At 70.9% G+C, this 18,315-nt stretch carries 17 protein-coding genes; 14 read left to right on the top strand and 3 right to left on the bottom strand.

Annotated features, from left to right (window positions below; all coding sequences use genetic code 11):
- Positions 1 to 30 precede the first annotated feature (30 nt).
- The 13 genes from AC1C2R_RS05710 to AC1C2R_RS05650 all read left to right on the top strand — a co-directional run bounded on the left by AC1C2R_RS05710 (position 31) and on the right by AC1C2R_RS05650 (position 13,711).
- Positions 31 to 1,668 (top strand): TIGR04028 family ABC transporter substrate-binding protein, encoded by a 1,638-nt coding sequence (locus AC1C2R_RS05710; RefSeq protein ID WP_495379290.1) that lies wholly within the window; start codon positions 31 to 33, stop codon positions 1,666 to 1,668.
- 106 nt (positions 1,669 to 1,774) lie between these two features.
- The gene (locus tag AC1C2R_RS05705; RefSeq protein ID WP_495379289.1) at positions 1,775 to 2,713 is read left to right on the top strand and encodes an ABC transporter permease; all 939 of its coding nucleotides are present in this window, start codon (positions 1,775 to 1,777) and stop codon (positions 2,711 to 2,713) included.
- A 251-nt stretch (positions 2,714 to 2,964) separates the two neighbouring features.
- Entirely contained in the window at positions 2,965 to 3,771 is an 807-nt protein-coding gene (locus tag AC1C2R_RS05700) for an ABC transporter permease (protein WP_495379288.1), read from the top strand.
- The gene (locus AC1C2R_RS05695) at positions 3,768 to 5,483 is read left to right on the top strand and encodes a dipeptide ABC transporter ATP-binding protein (RefSeq protein WP_495379287.1); all 1,716 of its coding nucleotides are present in this window, start codon (positions 3,768 to 3,770) and stop codon (positions 5,481 to 5,483) included. The genes AC1C2R_RS05700 and AC1C2R_RS05695 overlap by 4 nt, the downstream gene beginning before the upstream one ends.
- Positions 5,480 to 6,505 carry a putative FMN-dependent luciferase-like monooxygenase gene (locus tag AC1C2R_RS05690; RefSeq protein WP_495379286.1) on the top strand — a complete coding sequence of 342 codons (1,026 nt, stop codon included), beginning with the start codon at positions 5,480 to 5,482 and terminating at the stop codon, positions 6,503 to 6,505. Before AC1C2R_RS05695 ends, AC1C2R_RS05690 begins: the two co-directional genes overlap by 4 nt.
- 186 nt (positions 6,506 to 6,691) lie before the next feature.
- Positions 6,692 to 7,288, top strand: coding sequence for a CMD domain protein (locus AC1C2R_RS05685; RefSeq protein ID WP_495379285.1), 597 nt, complete (start codon positions 6,692 to 6,694; stop codon positions 7,286 to 7,288).
- Complete coding sequence (locus AC1C2R_RS05680; protein WP_495379284.1) at positions 7,285 to 7,959, top strand: alkylhydroperoxidase domain protein; 675 nt, start codon at positions 7,285 to 7,287, stop codon at positions 7,957 to 7,959. The genes AC1C2R_RS05685 and AC1C2R_RS05680 overlap by 4 nt, the downstream gene beginning before the upstream one ends.
- Before the next feature lie 158 nt (positions 7,960 to 8,117).
- A complete protein-coding gene (locus tag AC1C2R_RS05675; protein WP_495379283.1) occupies positions 8,118 to 9,476 on the top strand; it encodes an aminotransferase class V-fold PLP-dependent enzyme in 1,359 nt (452 codons plus the stop codon).
- Positions 9,477 to 9,578: 102 nt separating this feature from the next.
- Positions 9,579 to 10,466: a hypothetical protein gene (locus tag AC1C2R_RS05670; protein ID WP_495379282.1), complete on the top strand. Its 888-nt coding sequence runs from the start codon at positions 9,579 to 9,581 to the stop codon at positions 10,464 to 10,466.
- Positions 10,467 to 10,563: 97 nt separating this feature from the next.
- On the top strand, positions 10,564 to 11,307 hold the full coding sequence (locus tag AC1C2R_RS05665) for a hypothetical protein (protein WP_495379281.1): 744 nt from the start codon (positions 10,564 to 10,566) through the stop codon (positions 11,305 to 11,307).
- A gap of 121 nt (positions 11,308 to 11,428) precedes the next feature.
- Positions 11,429 to 12,355, top strand: coding sequence for a bile acid:sodium symporter family protein (locus AC1C2R_RS05660; protein ID WP_495379280.1), 927 nt, complete (start codon positions 11,429 to 11,431; stop codon positions 12,353 to 12,355).
- Positions 12,356 to 12,401: 46 nt separating this feature from the next.
- A complete protein-coding gene (locus tag AC1C2R_RS05655; RefSeq protein WP_495379279.1) occupies positions 12,402 to 13,160 on the top strand; it encodes a hypothetical protein in 759 nt (252 codons plus the stop codon).
- Between the two features lie 50 nt (positions 13,161 to 13,210).
- Complete coding sequence (locus AC1C2R_RS05650) at positions 13,211 to 13,711, top strand: FBP domain-containing protein (RefSeq protein WP_495351536.1); 501 nt, start codon at positions 13,211 to 13,213, stop codon at positions 13,709 to 13,711.
- Positions 13,712 to 13,782: 71 nt separating this feature from the next.
- On the opposite strand, the gene AC1C2R_RS05645 is transcribed toward AC1C2R_RS05650, so the two are convergent.
- Together AC1C2R_RS05645 and AC1C2R_RS05640 are read right to left on the bottom strand one after the other, a co-directional pair.
- Positions 13,783 to 14,553: an SGNH/GDSL hydrolase family protein gene (locus AC1C2R_RS05645; protein WP_495351535.1), complete on the bottom strand. Its 771-nt coding sequence runs from the start codon at positions 14,551 to 14,553 to the stop codon at positions 13,783 to 13,785.
- 113 nt (positions 14,554 to 14,666) lie between these two features.
- The gene (locus AC1C2R_RS05640) at positions 14,667 to 14,861 is read right to left on the bottom strand and encodes a DUF1918 domain-containing protein (protein WP_495351534.1); all 195 of its coding nucleotides are present in this window, start codon (positions 14,859 to 14,861) and stop codon (positions 14,667 to 14,669) included.
- Positions 14,862 to 15,057: 196 nt separating this feature from the next.
- On the opposite strand from AC1C2R_RS05640, the gene AC1C2R_RS05635 reads away from it, so the two are divergent.
- Positions 15,058 to 16,530: a GH1 family beta-glucosidase gene (locus AC1C2R_RS05635; RefSeq protein WP_495379278.1), complete on the top strand. Its 1,473-nt coding sequence runs from the start codon at positions 15,058 to 15,060 to the stop codon at positions 16,528 to 16,530.
- A gap of 44 nt (positions 16,531 to 16,574) precedes the next feature.
- On the opposite strand, the gene AC1C2R_RS05630 is transcribed toward AC1C2R_RS05635, so the two are convergent.
- Entirely contained in the window at positions 16,575 to 18,152 is a 1,578-nt protein-coding gene (locus AC1C2R_RS05630) for a PucR family transcriptional regulator (protein ID WP_495379277.1), read from the bottom strand.
- Positions 18,153 to 18,315 lie beyond the last annotated feature (163 nt).

Below are 18,315 nucleotides of genomic sequence, written 5' to 3'. Positions count from 1 at the left end.
GATCCGTACCGACCGAAGGAAGACCACCAGATGTCCACCCCACGCACCCGTCGCCTCGCCGTCGCCGGCACCGCCGCGCTCGCCGCAGTGACCCTGCTCGCCTCATGCGCCGCCCAATCCGGCGCGACGGATACCGCCGCGGGCGGTGACCCCGTCGAGGGCGGCACGCTCACCTACCTCGAGCACCAGGCGCACACGACGCTCTACCCGCCGCAGGCCGGGTTCTACCCGAACGGCGGCATCGTGAACAATCTCACGGCCCGCCTCACCTGGCAGGACCCGGAGTCGCTCGAGATCGAGCCGTGGGTCGCGACCGAGTGGACGGTGAATGCGGATGCCACGGAGTACACCTTCGATCTGCGCGATGACGTGACCTTCTCCGACGGCACCGTGCTCGATGCCGCAGCCGTCGCGAAGAACTTCGACACCTACGGCCTCGGCAACACCGAGCTCGGCCTGACCATCTCGGAGGCGATCAACAACTACGCCTCGAGCGAGGTCGTCGACGACGACACCGTGACGTTCCACTTCTCAGCGCCGGCGCCCGGGTTCCTGCAGGCGACCTCGACGATCAACTCGGGGCTGCTCTCGACCGAGACGCTCGACCGCGAACTCGAAGACTTCGGCGCGGGTTCGTCGACCGAGATCATCGGCTCGGGCCCGTTCGTCATCACCGAGGAGGAGATCGGCACCTCGCTGCACCTCGAGGCGCGTGAGGATTACGGCTGGGCCCCGCCCTCGTTCGAACACCAGGGTCGCGCCCACCTCGACGCGATCGACCTCGTCGTGACGCCCGAAGACAGCGTGCGCATCGGCTCGCTGCTCGCCGGACAGGCCGACGTGATCCGCTACGTGCAGGCCTTCGACGAGGCGCAGGTCTCGGGCGCGGGCTTCGAGATCATCGCCGCGCCCACCCGGGGTGTCAACAACTCGATCGGCCTGCGGTTCACGAACCCGCTGCTCAGCGACCTGCGGGTGCGACAGGCACTCGTGCACGGCGTCGACGCGCAAGAGGTCGTGGACACGATCTTCACCGAGAACTACCCGGTCGCGACCTCGCAGCTCGCTTCGACCGCCGCGGGGTACACGGACGAATCGAAGGCACTCGCGTTCGACCCCGACCTCTCAGAGGAACTGCTCGACGAGGCCGGTTGGAAGGTCGGCGCCGACGGCGTCCGTGCGAAAGACGGCGAGCGGCTCTCGCTCACCGTCTACGAGGCGGCCCCGCAGCCCCTCTCGAAGCAGACCCTCGAACTCGTCAGCCAGCAGCTCGCGAAGATCGGCGTCGAACTGAACGTCAAGGCAGCGGATGCCGGCAGCTACGCAGCCGACATCCCCGACCCGCTGAAGACCCCGCTCTACCACTCGATGGTCGGACGCGCCGATCACGACGTGATCAAGAGCCAGTACTTCACGAAGAACCGCAACACCCTGCTCTCGAACGACGCGAAGCTCGACGAATTGCTTTCGGCCGTGGCATCCGAGCCCGACGTGACGGCACGTGATGCAGCGTCGGCCGCCGTGCAGGACTACCTCACCGAGCAGGCGTACGTCATCCCGCTCTTCGAGGAGCCGCAGGTCTATGGCGCCGCGCCGTACGTGCACGGGTTCACGACCGAAGCCGTCGCCCGCCCGCAGTTCTACGACACCTGGGTCGAGAAGCAGTAGCGCACCCGCTGCTCGAGTCGGCCTTCCAGGGCCGTATCGAGACCCGCTCGCCGTCTCGATACGCGCTTCGCGCTACTCGACCAGCGAAACCTCGGAAGGAGCACCCATGCCGTACCTCGCACGTCGCGTCGGGCAGGCGCTCGTGGTGCTCGCACTCGCCTTCACGGTGACGTTCGTGCTGCTGCAGGCGCTGCCCGGCGATGCGATCCTGATCAAGTTCGAGAGCCCCGAACTCGGGTTATCGCCCGCGCAGATCGCCGACATCCGGTCGAGCTACGGCGCCGACGTGCCGGCGTGGCAGCAGTACCTGCACACGGTGTCTGGGTTCGTCGCGGGCGACTTCGGGTACTCGGTGCAGTACGGCACTCCCGTGCACGAGCTGCTCGCAGCCGCGGTGCCCGAGACGTTCGCGCTCGCGGGCCTCGGCTTCCTCGTCGCGGTGCTCATCGCGGTCGCGGTCGCGTTCCTCTCGACGCTTGCGCCGTTCGCGTGGCTGCGGCAGGCACTGCGTTCGCTACCCGGATTGTTCGTGTCGGTGCCGGTGTTCTGGCTCGGCATCGTGCTGATCCAGGTGTTCTCGTTCCAGTTGAAGCTCGTGCCGGTGATCGGGGCCGATCCGGCGCAGGCGCTCATCCTGCCGGTACTCACGCTCGCGATCCCGATCTCGGCGCCGCTCGCCCAAGTGCTCGCCCGCTCGATCGACGAGGTGCAACTGTCGCCGTTCGTCGCGGTCGTGCGGGCGAAGGGAGCCGGCCCGGCGCGCGTGCTGTGGCGGGATGTCGCGCGCAACGCCCTGCTGCCGGCGATCACGATCGCGGGCGTGCTGATCGGCGAGCTCATCGGCGGCGCCGTCGTCACCGAGACGGTCTTCGGCCGGGCGGGCGTCGGCCGATTGACCGAGCAGGCGGTCGCGAATCAGGACGTCGCGGTGCTGCAGGCCATCGTGATCCTCGCCGCCGTCGTGTTCGTCGTCGTGAACCTCGCCGTCGACCTCGTGTACCCCGTGCTCGACCCGAGACTGAAGCGGAAGGCGGTGGCGGCATGAGCACCGATCACGACCTCGCCGGTCGAGTAGGCGCGCCAGCGCCGTATCCCGTGACGGGTCTCGATACGCGTCCTCCTTCGTCGGGCGCTACTCGACCAGCGGATGGGGCGGGCGCGCCAGCGCCGCAGGATCCCGTTGGTCGAGTAGGCGCGCCAGCGCCGTATCGAGACCCCGCGAGCGGTCTCGATACGCGTCCTCCTTCGTCGGGCGCTACTCGACCGGCGGAGGGGACGGTCGAGACTCGACGTTCGGTGCTGCACCGGCTCCGCGGCATCCGACCCGGGCTCGTGCTCGCCTGGCTGGTGATCGCCGTCGTGATCGCGTGGGCGATCGTGCCGTGGCTCTTCACCGGGCAGGATCCGATCAGTGGCGTGCCGGCCGAGAAGCTGCAGGGGCCGAGCGCGGCGCATCTCTTCGGCACCGACGCGATCGGGCGCGACCTCTTCACCCGGGTCGTCTACGGGGCGGTGCACTCGTTGTCGGGCGCCTTCGTCGCGGTGACGGTCGGTCTCGTCGTCGGCACCCTGCTGGGCGTGCTCGCGGGTTCGCTCGGCGGCGCGGTCGATGCGGTCGTCATGCGCATCGTCGACGTGCTGCTCTCGATCCCGGGCTTGCTGCTCGCGCTCTCGATCATCATCCTGCTCGGCTTCGGTACCGTGAATGCGGCGATCGCCGTCGGCGTCGGCTCGATCGCGGCATTCGCGCGCCTCTCGAGGTCAGAAGTGGTGCGGGTGCGGCAGAGCGACTTCGTCGAGGCGGCGTTCGGCTCGGGGGCGCGGTTGCACACAGTGCTGTTCCGGCACGTGCTGCCCAACTCGCTGACGGCCGTCATCGGGCTCGCCGCGCTGCAGTTCGGCACGGCGATCCTCGCGATCTCCACGCTCGGCTTCCTCGGCTACGGCGCTCCGCCGCCGACGCCCGAGTGGGGTCTCGCCATCGCCGAGGGCCGCAATTACGTCGCGACCTCGTGGTGGCTCACGGTGCTGCCGGGGCTCGTGGTCGTCGCCGTCGTGCTCTCGGCCAATCGCATCAGCCATTCCCTCGGGAGGAACCGATGACCGAACCGCTGCTCGTGATCGAGCACCTCGACGTCGCGTACCGCACCTCCGGCGGGCCGCGCCGCGTCGTGCACGACGTCTCGTTCGACGTGCGGCCCGGCGAAGTCGTCGCGCTCGTCGGCGAATCGGGTTCGGGCAAGACGACGACCTCGAGCGCGGTGCTCGGGCTGCTGCCCGGCGGCGGACGCATCGAATCGGGTGCGGTCCGCCTCTCGGGCACCGACATCTCGGGCTGGAGCGACCGACGCCTGCAGAGCGTGCGCGGCTCCCGCATCGGCTACATCCCGCAGGACCCGGTGTCGTCGCTGAATCCCGTGCGACCCATCGGCGTGCAACTGGCCGACACCTTCCGCATCCACGGTCGCGGCGACCGGCGCGACGTACGGGGGCGGGTGCTCGAGCTGCTCGAGCGCGTCGGCCTCGACGACCCGGCACTTCGGGCGAAGCAGTATCCGCACGAACTCTCGGGCGGCATGCGGCAGCGCGTGCTCATCGCCAATGCGGTCGCCCTCGAGCCCGAACTCGTGATCGCCGACGAGCCCACGAGCGCGCTCGACGTGACCGTGCAGCGGCGCATCCTCGACCTCATCGACGAACTGCGCCGTGAACACGGCACCGCGGTGCTGCTCGTCACGCACGACCTGGGCGTCGCGGCCGAACGTGCCGAGCGGGTCGTCGTCATGCAGCACGGGCGCATCGTCGAGCAGGGCGAGACCGAGTCGGTGCTCGACGCGCCCGCCGAGACGTACACGAGGCAATTGCTGGCGGATGCCCCGGGGCTCGCCGAGCACGCGTTCCGCCACCCCCGCCCGCCGCTGTACCTGCGCGACGCGGGCGTCGCCGCCGCTGAGAATCCGTTCGTGCTCGAGGCGTCCGGGCTCGTGAAGGAGTTCTCGCTCGGCCGGGGCCGGGGCCGTGAGCCGTTCCGCGCCGTCGACGACGTTTCGTTCAGCGTGCTGCGCGGCACCACCCACGCGATCGTGGGGGAGTCGGGCTCGGGCAAGACGACGACGGCGCGCATCATCGCCCGGTTCGTGACGCCCGAAGCCGGCGAGGTGTCGCTCGGCGGCGAACCGGTCACGGCGCTCGCCGGGGGCGCCAAGCGCGCATTCCGTCGGCGAGTGCAGCTCGTCTATCAGAACCCCTTCGCTTCGCTCGACCCGCGTCAGTCGGTCGAGGAGATCATCGCCGAGCCGTTGCGCAACTTCGGCGTCGGCGATCGACGGTCGCGCGCGGCATCCGCTCGGCAACTCATCGATCGCGTGTCGTTGCCGGCGCAGCTCGCCTCGCACCGGCCGGGCGAACTCTCGGGCGGGCAGCGCCAGCGGGTGGCGATCGCACGGGCGCTCGCGCTCGAACCCGAACTCGTCATCCTCGACGAGGCCGTGTCGGCGCTCGACGTCACCGTGCAGGCGCGCATTCTCGAACTGCTCGAGCAGCTCCAGGGCGAACTCGGGCTCAGCTACCTGTTCATCTCGCACGACCTCTCGGTCGTCGCCCGGCTCAGCCACTCGGTCTCGGTCATGCGCCGCGGCCGGATCGTCGAGAACGGGCCGACCGAGCAGGTCTTCCGTGCCCCGCAGCACGAGTACACGCGGGAGTTGCTCGACGCGGTTCCCCGGCGAGCAACAGCAGCTGTACCGCCTCCAGCAGTATCGGCGCCTCCAGCACCAGCAACGTCAGCAGTCCCCATCGGAAAGGCCCTCGCATGACCCGCATCGGATTCTTCACCAGGTTGCTCGACGACGCCGGGCCCGCCGAGCGCTACCGCATCGCGACCGAGCAGATCGTCGCTGCGGAGCGCCACGGGTTCGACTCGGCGTGGGTCGCGCAGCACCACTTCCACGCCGCCGAGGGCGGGCTGCCGTCGCCGTTCGTGTTCCTCGCGAACGTGGCCGCGTCGACCTCGCGCATCCGGCTCGGCACGGCCGTCGTGACGCTGCCGCTCGAGGACCCAGTGCGGGTCGCCGAAGACGCGGTCGTGCTCGACCTGCTCTCGAGCGGTCGCGCCGAGCTCGGCCTCGGCTCGGGCGCGAACCCGGCATCGTTCCTCGCGTTCGGAGCGCGCTCGGAGGATCGCGCACGGGTCTTCTCGGAGAAGGTCGACACGCTCGTCGCCGCGCTCGCCGGCGGCGCACTCGGCGACGAACGCAACCGCCTGCAGCCGCTGGGCCGGGACCTGCTCGGCCACGTCTGGCAGGCGACGTTCTCGGCCTCGGGCGGCACTCGCGCCGGCCGCGCCGGCCACGGGCTCATGCTCTCGCGTACGCAACCCAGGCAAGCGGATGCTTCGCGGGCCTCGATCTCGGAACTGCAGCAGCCGATCGTCGACGCGTACCTCGAGTCGCTCCCGCACGGCGTGCCCCCGCGGATCCTCGCGTCGCGCACGCTCTTCGTCGCAGACTCGCGCGAGGAGGCGCGTCGCCACGCCGAGGTCGGGCTGCGCCGGGCGGCCGCCGGCTTCACGCGCACCGGGCAGCCACCGTTCGGCGACACGCTCGACGAGCTCATCGCCTCGTACGACACGCACGTGGGCACCGTCGACGAGGTCGTCGAGTCGCTCGCCGCCGACACCGTGGCCGCGCAGGCGAGCGAGGTGGCATTTCAGGTGCACTCCGTCGATCCGCCGCACGAGCTCGTGCTGCGGTCGATCGAACTCATCGCCCGCGAGGTCGCCCCCGCGCTCGGGTGGGGGAGCGCCCGGGAGGCACGTACACCCCAACTCGTCGAGTAGGGCCCGCCCGCCGGTCGAGTAGCGCCCGACGGAGGAGGAAGCGTATCGAGACCTCGCGAGGGATCTCGATACGGCCCTGGCGGGCCTACTCGATCAGCGAAGAACGGACCAGCGGCGAGGGATCTCGATACGGCCCTGGCGGGCCTACTCGATCAGCGAAGAACGAACCATCGAAGGGAAGACCACATGACCGACATCATCGACCGGCTCGCGGGGGTGGCACCCGGAGGCGCCGTCGACGCGCTCCGCCGGCACCGGCCCGCCACCCGCGACAATGCGCAGGCGAGCTACGACGCACTGTTCTCGACGATCGACGAGACGCACGCGAGCCTCGCCGAACGCGCGGCCGTCGCGCAGTTCGTCGCGATCCTGCACGACGACGAGGTGGCGACCGGCCACTACGACGCGCTCACGCGACAGGCCGGCGGCCAAGTGCTCGCCGCCGCGATCACCGACCTCGCCGAGGCGGCCCGCACGACAGGTCCGTACGGCGACTATCCAGCCGAGGGCCCGCTCGCGGGCGAGAGCGTGGCCGGGCGCCGCTTCGCCGTCGACGACCACGCGCGAGCAGCACTTGGCGAGCGGCTCGCCGGCGCTCTCGAGCACACGCACCTCCTCATCTTCCGGCCGCGTGAGTCGTCGGTCGCCGCCCTCGCCGCACTCGGCGACGCGGGCTGGTCGACCGATGGCATCGTCACCCTCTCCCAGCTCGTCTCGTTCCTCGCGTTCCAACTGCGCGTCGCGGCCGGGCTCCGCCTGCTCACCACGGAGGACGCAGCATGACCGAACAGACGATCGACCGCACCGAGGGTGCACCGGCAGGTTCGACGGATGCCGCGACCGGCGAGCCCGTGCGCATCATCACCCACCCCGAGGCATCCGTGCCCCTGGCCTTCACGCAGGCCGAGCTCGGCTGGCTGCCGTGGCTCGAGCCTGCTGACGAGGAGACGCTCACCGAGCGCCAGTACGACGGACTCGTCGACCGTTCGCGCGCGAAGAGCGATTACTTCCGGCTGCTCGCGCGCGACCCCGACATTCTGAAAGCGCGCACGCTCACCGACAAGGACATCTTCTACAACGCGAAAGACGGTTTGCCTCGTGCCGAGCGCGAACTCGCCGCCGCCGCGACGAGCCGGTTCAACGGATGCATCTTCTGCGCCTCGGTGCACGCGCGGTTCGCGACGCACCACTCCAAGCGTCACGACGACGTGCAGCGCCTGCTCGACGAGGGCATCGCGGGCGAGCAGGATGCCGCGTGGCGCGCGGTCATCGATGCGGCCGTCGCCCTCGCCGCCACACCCTCGCGGCTCGAGCGCCGTCACCTCGACGCGCTGCGCGCTGCCGGGTTCGACGAGCAGGCGGTCTCCGACGTCATCCACTCCGCGGCGTTCTTCAACTGGGCGAATCGGCTCATGCTCTCGCTCGGCGAGCCCGAGAACCCGCCCGGCGAGTAGCCGTCTCGCACGCCCGCTTGTTCGGACTCGTCGCTCCCCGACTCGCGAGGTGCGGCATGTTTCCGAATGTGTCGCGCCGTGACGGTTCGCGTCGGCGAGGGTTGAGGCACGGCGCGGGGCGTCCGTAGCCTCGACGAAACCACGCCTTGAGGAGCCCCGTGATCGCCAACGTGACCGCCGCCGCCCGCGTTTCGCGCGCCCAGGCGACGGCGGCGACGGAGGTCCCTCCGCCCGCGCCACTCGGCCCGCTCGCGGTGCTCGCCGACGCCGGACTCGAGGTTCCCGTGCTCGGCGGCGGGCGGGTGCGTCACGTGAACCTCGATGTCGCGGCATCCGCCCCCGCGTTCGAGGTCGTGGCGAAGCACGTGACGCGGGTGCTGCCGTACTACGCGAGCGTGCACCGCGGTTCGGGCTACCCGTCGCAGTTGTCGACCTCGCTCGTCGATGACGCCCGCGTCACGGTCGCCCGGCACGTCGGTGCCCGCGACGACGACCTCGTCGTCTTCACCCGCAACACGACCGATGCACTCAACCTGCTCGCCTCGGCGGTGCCGGGCGACACCGTGGTGCTCGACCTCGAGCACCACGCGAACCTCCTGCCGTGGCGATCGCGCCGGGTCGTCGTCGGGCAGTCGACGATCGACGCGACGGTCGACAGGCTCGAGGCCGAACTCGCACGATGTCCGGCGGCACTGCTCTCGGTGACGGGCGCGTCGAACGTGACGGGCGAAGTGCTGCCCATCGCGCGGCTCGCCGAGATCGCCCACGCCCACGGCGCCCGCCTCGCCGTCGACGCCGCGCAACTGCTGCCGCACCGCAGGGTCGACCTCGCGGCATCCGGCATCGACTATCTCGCCTTCTCAGGGCACAAGGCCTACGCACCGTTCGGTGCGGGTGCCCTCATCGGCCGCGGCGACTGGCTCGACGAAGCCGCCCCTCATCTCGCCGGCGGGGGAGCGGTCGAGGCCGTGCGACTCGACGGGGTCGAGTGGAAGCGCGGCGCCGAACGCCACGAAGCCGGCACCCCGAACGTCGTCGGCGTCGCGGCACTGGCCCGCGCGCTCACCGAGTTCGAGCGAATCGGCGAGCCGGCCCGCCACGAGCACGAGGCCGCGCTCACTGCTCGCCTGCACGACGGGCTCGCCGCGCAGCGCGGCATCCGAGTCATCCGCGGTTTCGATGACTCCGCCGCCTCGCCCGTCGACCGGCTCGGCATCGCGACCCTCGAACTCGAACGCGGTTCGGTCGGCCTCCTGGCCGCTGCATTGGGCGCCGAATACGGCATCTCGGTGCGCGCCGGTCGCTTCTGCGCCCACCCCTTCTTCGAGCGCGTGGCGACGCGCACCAACGGCCTGCGCGCGAGCCTCGGCGCCGGCACCTCAGCCGACGACATCGAACGTCTTCTCGACGCGCTCGCACGGCTTATCGCCGACGGGCCCGCGCACGTCTACGACTCGTCGCCTGCAGGCTGGTGTCCTCGGGTCGACGACCGGCCGCGGCCGAACTTCGCCGACTGACTCTTCGGGCGGGGCGTGCCCTGCGACCATGCGCCGCAGGCGTTCGGCATCGCCGCGTGCGGCTCTCGGTTCGGCGGCGTACGGTTGAAGCGGGAGCTGTCGATGGACCGCGATCGTGCACGCCTTTCCGCCCGCCGCGACGAGTTGCGGCGAGTCGTCTACGGCGCGCCCGGTGGGCACGAGTCGGACGCCGTGACCGAGCTGGTCGCCGTCGAAGAGACGCTCGCGCAGCTTCGAGCGATGCAGGCGCAAGAGGAGGCCGCGACCGAGGCCGCGACCGAGGCCGCGACCGAGGCCGCGACCGAGGCCGCGACCGAGGCAGCGGCGGGCACCCGAGCGGTGACGGCGACGCCGCCGGTTGCGACCGCGGTCGCGATCGACTCGAAGGCGTCGCAGCGGCTCCACGGTTGGCGGCGGCCTGCGCTCGCCGTCGCGGCCGCCGTCGGTGTCGCCGTGGCTCTCGTCATCGCGTTCCGCCCGGCGATGGACCCCATCTCCCCGCCGCGGGGGCTCGAGGTGTTCGACCAGGCCCGCGACGAGGTCGATGCGGGCCCGCGGGCCTTCGTGGCGGTGCTCGGAGCGGACGCCGTGTCGAGCTTCCGCAGCATCGGACGTGCCGTCGACCACGACGTGTGGGTCTTCCGCGACGGCAACGAGGTCTGCATGATCGCGCAGACGCAGCACCGGAGCAGTTGGGGCGCGAACTGCGTGAGCGAGACGGAGTTCGCGCGCTCGGGGATCCGTCAGTTGATCAGCTACGACGAGCTCGGCGCTGAGGCGCGGCCCGCAGGGCTCGATCCGGCGAGCGCCGTCGCACTGATCTGGACCGACCGATCCGCAACCGTCGAGTGGTCGATCGTGCCGCGCTCGACGGCGTCGACCGACGACGCCTGGGTCTGGGTGCCGATCACGCGAGATGGAGGATCGGTGCCGATGACGTACGAGGAGTGGTCGTCGTCCGGCAGCGCCGCCCGGTCGGGCGATTCGTAGGGCTCGCACCGCGTTCGACGTCGACCTCGTTTTGCGACCCGAGCGGGGGCTTCCGCGCGTCGCCGAGCCTTCGGTAGCGTCGGACCGGAGGGCGCCGATGACCGACCACGAGCAGGAACTCGAGGCTCGCGCGGTCGCATTGCGTCGGGTCGTCTACGGCACGCCCGATGGGTACCGAACGGATGCCGCGGCAGAGCTGGCCTCGGTGGAACGCGAGTTGGCGGCGCGACGTGCCACGCGCGGCGACGCGGAGTCGATCACCGGTGCGTTGTCTGAATCCGGAGTCTCGAATGCGGGAGTCTCGGGCGCCGGGGTCTCGGGCGCCGGAGTCTCGGACACCGGGGCGGGGCCGGTGCATGAGCCGGTGGCCCCTGCGCGCCCGGCCGGTCGCCTCGCGACCGTCGCCGCGTTCGCCGCTGTGCTCGCCGTGGCCGCTGGACTCGGCGCGAGTGCCGCGATCGGCGTTTCGCAGGCGCCGCACGGGCTCGCCGTGTTCGACCGGCCGCAACGTTCGAGCGATGAGAGCCTCACCGTCGTGCTCGGCAGCCAGGCCGACACGGTGCGCAACCTCGGCGTGCTCTTCGGCCGCGGATTCTGGGCGTACCGAAACGGCGAGGACCGCGTGTGCCTCTCGGTGGTGCCGATCGGCACCGGCACGGTCGAGCGCGGCGAGTGCGCCTCGACGAGCCGGTTCGAGGAGCACGGCATCGCCGTGCAGTACTCGGTCGCCGAGCTCGGCCCGCACCGGCCCGACGGTTCCGACGAGTCCGACGTGGTGCAGGTGACGTGGAGCCCGGATGCCGCCGAACTCGAATGGGTGCTGCTGACCATCGCTCGGTGACGGTGACGGTGACGGTGACGGTGACAGTGACAGTGACGGTGCACTCAATCGCGGAACAATGCCCCTGAGACGAGCGCGATTCGGTGTTCCGCCCGAGCCCGCTTTGCGGCACACTGAGCGCATGGGATCAGCGTTGACCACCATCGGATTACCCGTCGCCCTCGGCATCATCATGTTCGGGCTCGGCCTCTCACTCACGCCGGGCGACTTCGCGCGTGTCGCGAAGCATCCGAAGGCGGTGATCGTCGCGCTGCTCTGCCAGCTGTTGCTGCTGCCGGGCATCTGCCTCGCACTCGTGCTGGCGTTCCGCCTGCCGCCGGTGCTCGCGGTCGGCATGATGCTGCTCGCCGCCTCCCCCGGAGGGACGACCGCGAACCTCTACAGCCATCTGTTCCGTGGCGACGTCGCCCTGAACATCTCGCTCACCGCGATCAACTCGGTGCTCGCCGTCTTCACGCTGCCGCTCATCACGAATCTCGCGATCGCATACTTCCTGCCGGGCGACGACACCCTCGGCCTGCAACTGGCCAAGACCGTGGAGGTGTTCGCGATCGTGCTGCTGCCGGTGGTGCTCGGCATGCTCGTGCGCTGGTGGCGCCCGACTTTCGCCGACCGCATGGACAAGCCGGTGCGCATCGCCTCGGTCGTGATCCTCGTGATCGTCATCGCGGGCGCGATCGTCTCGAACCTCGAGCTGTTGCTCGAGAACTTCGGCAGTCTCGCGGCCATCACCGTGCTCTTCTGCCTGGTCAGCCTGACGGTCGGCTTCCTGGTGCCGCGGATGCTGCGGGTCGACCGAGCCCAATCGATCGCGAGTTCGTTCGAGATCGGCATTCACAACGCCACCCTCGCGATCGTGATCGCGCAGACGGTCATCGGCAGCGTCGAGATGAGCCTGCCCGCCGCGGTGTACGGCGTACTGATGTTCTTCGTGGCGCTCGCGTTCGGCTTCCTGATCCGAGGGCGGGCCGCGGCGCCCGATCGAGCGGATGCCGCGGCCGAAGCGGCGCCCGCGACACGGGTGGGCGGGCAGCCACCGGTGAACTGATCGCGACGGCGGAAGTGCGCTCCGCCGCCGCACCGCGAGGCGGGAGATGGCGGGCGAGGACGAGCTGGAACGTCGCCGGGACGAACTGCAGCGGATCGTCTACGGCACCTCGGCTGAGCCGCCCGCCGACCTCGTGAACGAACTCGCCGAGGTGGAGCGCGAGCTGGCGAGTCGTGGGCACCACGGCTCCTCCGTTGCGTCGGGGTCGCCCGTTGCGTCGGGTCCACCCGGTGCCCCGGGTTCGCAGGGCGTACCGGATGACGCCGAGACGCCGGGCGTCACCGTCATCCCGACGCCGACTCGGCCCGACGGTCGTGCGGCGACGCGGGTGCGGCTCCGGGTGCTCGCGGTCGCGGCCGCAGTGCTCCTGGTCGTCGCCGGCGGCTGGGCACTGCTCGCTCCCGTTCGGGAGTCGCTCTCACCCGCCGGGGGGCTCGGAGTGTTCGACCGGCCGCAGACGGTCGATGAGCAGGGACTCGCCGGCGAGGTCGTCGCGGGTACGGAGCTCAACGAGCGCGATCGCGGCGGGCTCCGCACCGTCGGCGTCGCCGTCGGACACGAGTTCTGGGTCGCGCGTCGCGACGACCGGGTCTGTCTGCTCTCGCGCCGCGAGTTCTTCTTCGACTGGGTCACGACGTGCACGTCGCTCGAGAGCTTTGCGGAACACGGCCTCGAACGGCGCATCTCGGGCGATGACATCCGCGACGGGGCCAGGCCTCGCGAGGTGCGACGAGACGACGTCGTCGTCGTGACCTGGGGGCCGCGATCCGTCGAGATCGCCTGGCACGTCGCCCCCGATTCGTAGCCACGTCGCCCCCGATTCGTAGACTGGGACGCACGCACTGAAGGGGATGCATGCAACCGCTGATCGAGAACGAAGTCCGCTCGTCGCTCGGGAACGCGAATGCCGCCGAGCTCGAACAGCTCTCGCTCCCCGTGCGGTTCTTCGTCACCGAGTGGGCGCCGCTCGATGCGTTCGCCTGGCGCGACCCGCGCATCTCGTCGCGCGGCTACCTCGTCACGGAGCTCGGCGGCGAAGCGGCGGGCGTCGTGCTCCGGGCGGCGGAACGCACGGGTTCGCACCACCGTGCAGCGATCTGCAATCTCTGCCACACGCAGCAGCCCGGCGACCAGGTCGAGTTGTTCTCGGCTCGGCGAGCAGGCTCGGCCGGGGAGCGCGGCGACAGCGTCGCCACCTACATCTGCGCCGACCTCGGCTGTCAAGAGACGGTTCGCCTGGGCCGGCCTCCGGCGCCGTCCGAGGTGCAGCCGAGTGCGCATGAGCTCGAGCGCATCGAGGGGCTGGCCCGACGCACGAGGGCGTTCGTCGCAGACGTGCTCGGGGCGGTTCGCTGAGCTCGACGAGGTTCACTGAGCTCGACGAGGTTCGCTCGGCTCGACGGGCTCAGAGAGCGAAGGGGCAGGCGTCAGCGCGCGGCATCCGGAGTCACCGGCTCGAGCGTCGGCCGCTTGGCGGTGCGCCCATCGCCCGATGAGCGGCCGGTGAGGCGGCGGCCGATCCAGGGCAGCACGAACTCGCGGTAGTAGGCCGCGGTGTTGCGACTCTTCGGGCCGGCTGGGGCGGCCGCGACCTCGTCGACACCCCACTCGGCAGGCACCGCCACGCCGAGGCCGGTCAGCACATTGCTGGCCACGCGTGCGTGGCCCAGTGGATTGAGGTGCAGCTTGTCGGGCGACCAGTAACGGATGTCGCGGAGCCCGCGATCGTTGAAATTGTCGACGAACGTGACGCCGGGCTCGTCGGCGAGGTCGACGAGGGCCGCGGTGAGCCGGGCACCGCGGGCATCGAACACGCGGCCCATCGGGAGGTGCTCGGTGGGGTTCGCGCCGCTCAACATGAGCACGTGGATGCCCGCCGCGCGGATGCGCTGGATCGCATCGCGGAACCTCGACGCGGTGACTTGCTCGTCCATGCGAGGGCGCAGCATGTCGTTGCCGCCGCCGTTGAAGCTCAGCAGTTCGGGGCGGAGTGCGATGGCGCGGTCGAGCTGTTCGTCGATGATCGGGCCGAGCTTGCGCCCGCGGATCGCGAGGTTCGCGTAGCCGATCGGTTCGCGGGCCGCGGCCGCCAGGCCGAGCGCGACGAAGTCGGCCCAGCCGCGAGTGGAGCCGTCGGGCAGTTCGTCGCCGACGCCCTCGGTGAAGCTGTCACCGATCGCCGCATAGGAGTGGAACATGGGTCAACGCTAGCGTGCGTGCCTGCCCGCGGAGCTGGTCGAAGCGGGCGAGTGGAGCTGGTCGAAGCGGGCGAGTGGGCCCCGCCCGTCGACGAGTTCAGGGAGCGCCGCCTTCAGTGCGCCTCGTGCTCGCGCTCGAGTTCGCAGTCGGCGCCGGGGTAGAGCAGTGTCTCGTGTCCGTCGTCGAAGCGCACGAGGTAGGGCGGCCCGCCGTCTTCGCCGCGGACCTCGAGGATCTCGCCGTGGCGGTCGGCCTGGCCGACCTGCTTGCCGTGAATGATGAGGTGTGCTCCGACCGCTGCCTGCATCGTGTCCCCTCCCGCTCGCTCCAGAGTACGCCGGGCGCGCGCGGGGCGGAAGTGGCGCGAGGCGATGGCCGCTCTGTGCGCGCGTCGCCGCGATCGCGCTGAAGTGGCCCGACCTCGCTGAAATGCCGCCGCCACCCGGTTGATGGGTCGATGACGACTCTTCCCTGATCGGGCTCGCGGGCCTAACGTTGCCAGAGTGGGTCGAGCGTCCCACTTCGGGCGAACGGATGCCGCGGCATCCGCTGACCGTGAACTGCCGACGAACAGCGAGGTTCCCATGGGCATTGCCGCCTCCTCCCATCTCACGGCCGAGCTGCCGCCGTTCCCCCAGGGATTCCGGTGGGGCGCCGCCACGGCCGCGTTCCAGATCGAGGGCTCGACGAGTGCCGACGCACGCGGCGAGTCGATCTGGGATGTGTTCACGCGCACCCCGGGCCGCGTGCTCGAGGGGGCGAACGCCGAGGTCGCCGCCGACAGCTACCGGCGTTTCCGTGACGACGTCGCGCTGCTCGCAGGGCTCGGCGTCGACGACTACCGCTTCTCGATCGCGTGGCCGCGCGTGCAACCCGGCGGCACCGGCCCGGCCAACGAGGCAGGGCTCGACTACTACGAACGACTGGTCGACGCGCTGCTGGCCGCCGGCATCGCACCCGTGCCGACCCTCTACCACTGGGACCTGCCGCAGCCCCTCGAAGACGCCGGCGGCTGGCTCGACCGCGACACCGCTCGACACTTCGCCGACTACACCGAGCTCGTCGTCGACCGGCTCGGCGATCGCGTCGGCCGTTGGATCACCCTCAACGAGCCCGCGATGACGACCCTGCAGGGGTACGCCCTCGGCACTCAAGCGCCGGGGCATGCGCTCATGATGGGCGCGCTGCCGACCGCGCACCACCAGTTGCTCGCGCACGGGCTCGCCGTCGCCGTGATTCGCGCGCGCGGCGACGCCGAGGTCGGCATCACGAACAATCACACCCTCGTGGTGCCGGCGACGGATGCCCCGGGCGACCGTCTCGCCGCAGGTGGGTTCGACCTCGTGTACAACCGGGTCTTCGCCGACCCCGTGCTCACCGGCACCTACCCCGACCTCTCGGGACTCGGACTGGAATCCATGCCGGGCCTCGAAGACGGCGACCTCGAGGTGATCGGCGCACCGCTCGACTTCTACGGGGTCAACTTCTACAACCCGACGCGTGTCGCCGCGGCATCCGAGGGCTCGGAGTTCGCCGCCGCCGGACTGCCGTTCGAACCCGTCGACTTCGATGACGTGCCGGTCACCGGGTTCGACTGGCCGATCGTGCCGGCCGCCTTCACCGACCTGCTGGTCTCATTGCAAGACGACTACGGCGACCGGCTGCCGCCGATCGTGATCACCGAGAACGGTGCCTCTTTCCCCGACGAGCTCGTCGACGGCGCCGTGCACGACGAACGGCGAATCGCGTATCTCGACGAGCACATCGCCGCGGTGCGCCGCGCGATCGAGTTCGGCGTCGACGTGCGCGGCTACTACCTCTGGTCGCTCGTCGACAACTTCGAGTGGGCCGAGGGCTACACGCAGCGGTTCGGGCTCGTGCACGTCGACTTCGCGACAGGCGTGCGCACGCCGAAGGACTCCTACGCCTGGTACCGCGAGCTGATCGCGCGCGAGCGCGGGCATCACCTGCCCTGACGCGCTGACGCGCTGACGCCCTGACGCGCTCGCGCGAGGCGACGTCAGTCGACGGCGAGGAGCGCCGCCCAGAGGTCGGCGCGCGCATGGAAGCCCGAGAGGTCACGGCCGAGCAGCCGCTCGGCGTGCGCGATGCGGCTGCGCACCGTGTGCCGGTGCACCCCCAGCGCCTGCGCTGTGGCGTCGTACTGGCCGCCGTGCTCGAGCCATGCCCGCGCCGTGGCGAGCAGGGCGGTGCCGTTCGCGGCGTCGTGCTCGGCGAGTGGGGCGAGCGTCGCGAGGGCGACGGCTCGGGCATCGGTGCGCGCGAGGAACGCGAGCACGCCCTGACGACTGATCTCGTCGAACAGCACGACGCCCGAGACCGACTCGCGCGCACGCTCGAGCGCCCGCATCGCCTGCTCGTGGGCGAGTGCGATGCCGCCCGTGCCGACAGGATCGGAGAGCCCGACCGGCAGTTCGAACTCTGCCGCGAGCTCCTCGGCCAGGCCGGTGTCGGACTCCTCGAGCACGAGCACGAACTGCTCGTCGGCCCGGCCGAAGAAGAGTCGGCCGCCCCGCTCGTCGACACGCAGCTCGAGCAGCTCGGTCAGGCGGTCGGCGCCCGCGAGCGGGGCATCCGTCACTGCGATGCGCACCGGCGCCGCCGGAAGCGGACCCCACATCTCGGTCGCGACGCGCTCGGCGAGCGCGGTGTCGCCAGCGAGGATGCCGCGGAGCAGGCCTGAGCGCAAGTGGCCGCGCGCCCGGTCGAGGTCTCGGTTCTGCTCGAGCGCGAGCCCGGCGAGCGCGATCACCGAGGTGACGACCTCACGGCCGGCCTGGTCGAGCTCGGCCGAGTCGCCGATCGCGAGCACCCCGCGGAGCGCTCCGCCGCTGCCGAGCGTCTGCAGCGTCATCCGCTGGGGTGAATCCGTGGACCCGCCCGCCTGCAGGGTGCGGCTGGCGCGTTGCCCGCGCCGCAGCATCGAACGGGCCTCGCCGATGACCTCGCCGAGCAGCGGCTGGTCGAGCCCGCCCGACGGCGCCTCGCGGTCGAGCGACCCGGTCGCGTCGATGAGTCCGACCCAGGCGCCGATGCGGTGCGACAACTCGGCGAGCGTCGCGGAGAGTCCGTCGGGTCGCAGGGCCGCGAGCGAGATGGCGCGCTGCGCGGCGAATGCCCAGGTGCGGCGCGCGTAGGCGTCCTCCGCGATCAGGTCGGCGACCGTGCGGACGATCGCGATGAACGGCACCCGGTAGGGCACCTCGAAGAGCGGCAGGCCTTGTCGCGTGCAGGCGTCGATGAGCGATTCCGGCGTGCCGGCGCGAATCACCTCGGTGCCGAAGCCGAGGGCCGCGACGCCCACCTCACGCAGGCGCCGCACGTAGGCTGCGGCGAAGTCGTCGTCGGATGACCCGCCAGGGGGGCCCGCGCCGTCGGGAGTCGCATCGCCGAACTGCGTGCCGGTCGTGAGCAGCAGGTGGCCTGCGTCGAGGAATGGCGTCGGGTCGGGCAGGTCGGAGCTGTGCGCCCACACGACCGGGGCCTGGAGTGCGCCCGGTGCGATCGCGTCGGCAGGGGTGAGCAGCCCGAGCCCGAGCTCGCTTCGGTCGAGCAGGGTCTGCACGGTGGGCTTCATTGCGCTTTTACCCTCTCTTCCTCGATGCTCACTCCGTTCCCGGGGTTGTTCTGCGACAGATACTGCGCCCCGAAGGCCCATTCGTGGCGGGAAATCACCCCCGGAATGGAGCGGACGTCGGGAGAGGTGCGCGCGGTGAATGGATGCCTCGAGCGCGGTGTAC

The organism is Agromyces sp. Y182 (assembly GCF_059445385.1).
Note: the sequence above shows the minus strand (reverse complement) of the source record. Positions and strands in the feature narration are given on the sequence as shown.

Bases quoted from the DNA above. Each gene is read 5' to 3' on its own strand.
- AC1C2R_RS05685 (WP_495379285.1), top strand. From the start codon at position 6,692: ATGACCGACATCATCGACCGGCTCGCGGGGGTGGCACCCGGAGGCGCC.
- AC1C2R_RS05655 (WP_495379279.1), top strand. From the start codon at position 12,402: ATGGCGGGCGAGGACGAGCTGGAACGTCGCCGGGACGAACTGCAGCGG.
- AC1C2R_RS05670 (WP_495379282.1), top strand. From the start codon at position 9,579: ATGGACCGCGATCGTGCACGCCTTTCCGCCCGCCGCGACGAGTTGCGG.
- AC1C2R_RS05640 (WP_495351534.1), bottom strand. From the start codon at position 14,861: ATGCAGGCAGCGGTCGGAGCACACCTCATCATTCACGGCAAGCAGGTC.
- AC1C2R_RS05705 (WP_495379289.1), top strand. From the start codon at position 1,775: ATGCCGTACCTCGCACGTCGCGTCGGGCAGGCGCTCGTGGTGCTCGCA.
- AC1C2R_RS05650 (WP_495351536.1), top strand. From the start codon at position 13,211: ATGCAACCGCTGATCGAGAACGAAGTCCGCTCGTCGCTCGGGAACGCG.
- AC1C2R_RS05630 (WP_495379277.1), bottom strand. From the start codon at position 18,152: ATGAAGCCCACCGTGCAGACCCTGCTCGACCGAAGCGAGCTCGGGCTC.
- AC1C2R_RS05665 (WP_495379281.1), top strand. From the start codon at position 10,564: ATGACCGACCACGAGCAGGAACTCGAGGCTCGCGCGGTCGCATTGCGT.
- AC1C2R_RS05690 (WP_495379286.1), top strand. From the start codon at position 5,480: ATGACCCGCATCGGATTCTTCACCAGGTTGCTCGACGACGCCGGGCCC.
- AC1C2R_RS05645 (WP_495351535.1), bottom strand. From the start codon at position 14,553: ATGTTCCACTCCTATGCGGCGATCGGTGACAGCTTCACCGAGGGCGTC.
- AC1C2R_RS05710 (WP_495379290.1), top strand. From the start codon at position 31: ATGTCCACCCCACGCACCCGTCGCCTCGCCGTCGCCGGCACCGCCGCG.
- AC1C2R_RS05695 (WP_495379287.1), top strand. From the start codon at position 3,768: ATGACCGAACCGCTGCTCGTGATCGAGCACCTCGACGTCGCGTACCGC.
- AC1C2R_RS05660 (WP_495379280.1), top strand. From the start codon at position 11,429: ATGGGATCAGCGTTGACCACCATCGGATTACCCGTCGCCCTCGGCATC.
- AC1C2R_RS05680 (WP_495379284.1), top strand. From the start codon at position 7,285: ATGACCGAACAGACGATCGACCGCACCGAGGGTGCACCGGCAGGTTCG.